This is a genomic window from Chitinimonas violaceus, from assembly GCF_052601015.1.
This window is the reverse complement of record NZ_JBQXDJ010000193.1, coordinates 1-878: the sequence shown is the minus strand read 5'-3', so window position 1 is coordinate 878 and position 878 is coordinate 1. Positions and strand designations below refer to the sequence as shown.

Annotated in this window: 1 protein-coding gene; it reads right to left on the bottom strand. The window is 51.7% G+C overall.

Annotated features, from left to right (window positions below; all coding sequences use genetic code 11):
- Positions 1-87: 87 nt before the first annotated feature.
- Positions 88-878, bottom strand: a 791-nt coding sequence (locus tag ACUHMQ_RS20855) for a methyl-accepting chemotaxis protein (protein WP_445297359.1), incomplete at its 5' end; no start/stop codon positions are given.

The window sequence follows — 878 nt, the reverse complement described above, 5'->3', positions numbered from 1 at the left end:
GGCTATGCCGCCAAGGATTGGAAGACGGCCATGAACCAATTCGCTATTCTTTACGCGGATCGGTTTATTCGATCATCCGTGTGAATCTCAAACCCGCCTTGAACACGGAAATCCTGACACCCCCGCCAATTCTTCTGCTGCGGCGGCGTTATGTTGTGTATGGTCGCTCAATTGGTCGATGGCTGACTTGATCTGATTGATGCTGGTCGATTGTTCGCCAGATGCAGCTGCAATTTCATTGACGAGCCCCGATGTCCTGTTGATTGAAGGCACCATATCGATTAACGCCTTCCCTGCGCGTTCAGCCAGGTCGACGCTGGTTTCGGTAAGCCCGCCGATTTCATTTGCCGCTGACTGGCTACGTTCAGCCAGATTGCGTACTTCTGTGGCTACAACGGCGAACCCCTTGCCGTTATTGCCAGCACGGGCCGCTTTGATGGCGGCATTCAATGCCAGAAGATTGGTTTGTGAGGCAATTTCATTAATGATCGAGATCTTCTGCGCGATGCTTTTCATTGCCAGTACTGTGTCTGCAACGGCTTGGCCGCTATACGAAGCCTCTTGAGCGGCTTGATTGGCAATATCATTGGTGGTGATGGCATTGTCGGCATTTTGCATAACGGACGCAGACATCTGTTCCATGGAAGCACTGGTTTCTTCAATGCCGGTAGCCTGCTCGGCAGAGGCTTCAGACAGCACCTGAGCGGTTATCGCCACTTGCTGTGATGCTTTGCTCAAGGCACCGGAAGCATTGAATCCCCCCGGATAGTGAGGAGGCTCCATTTCTTGAGAGAATGGAGTTATGAAGAAGCCAACCAAGTATTCGCCAGAAGTCAAAGAACGCGCTGTCCGTATGGTTTTTGAACATCGGTCAGAGT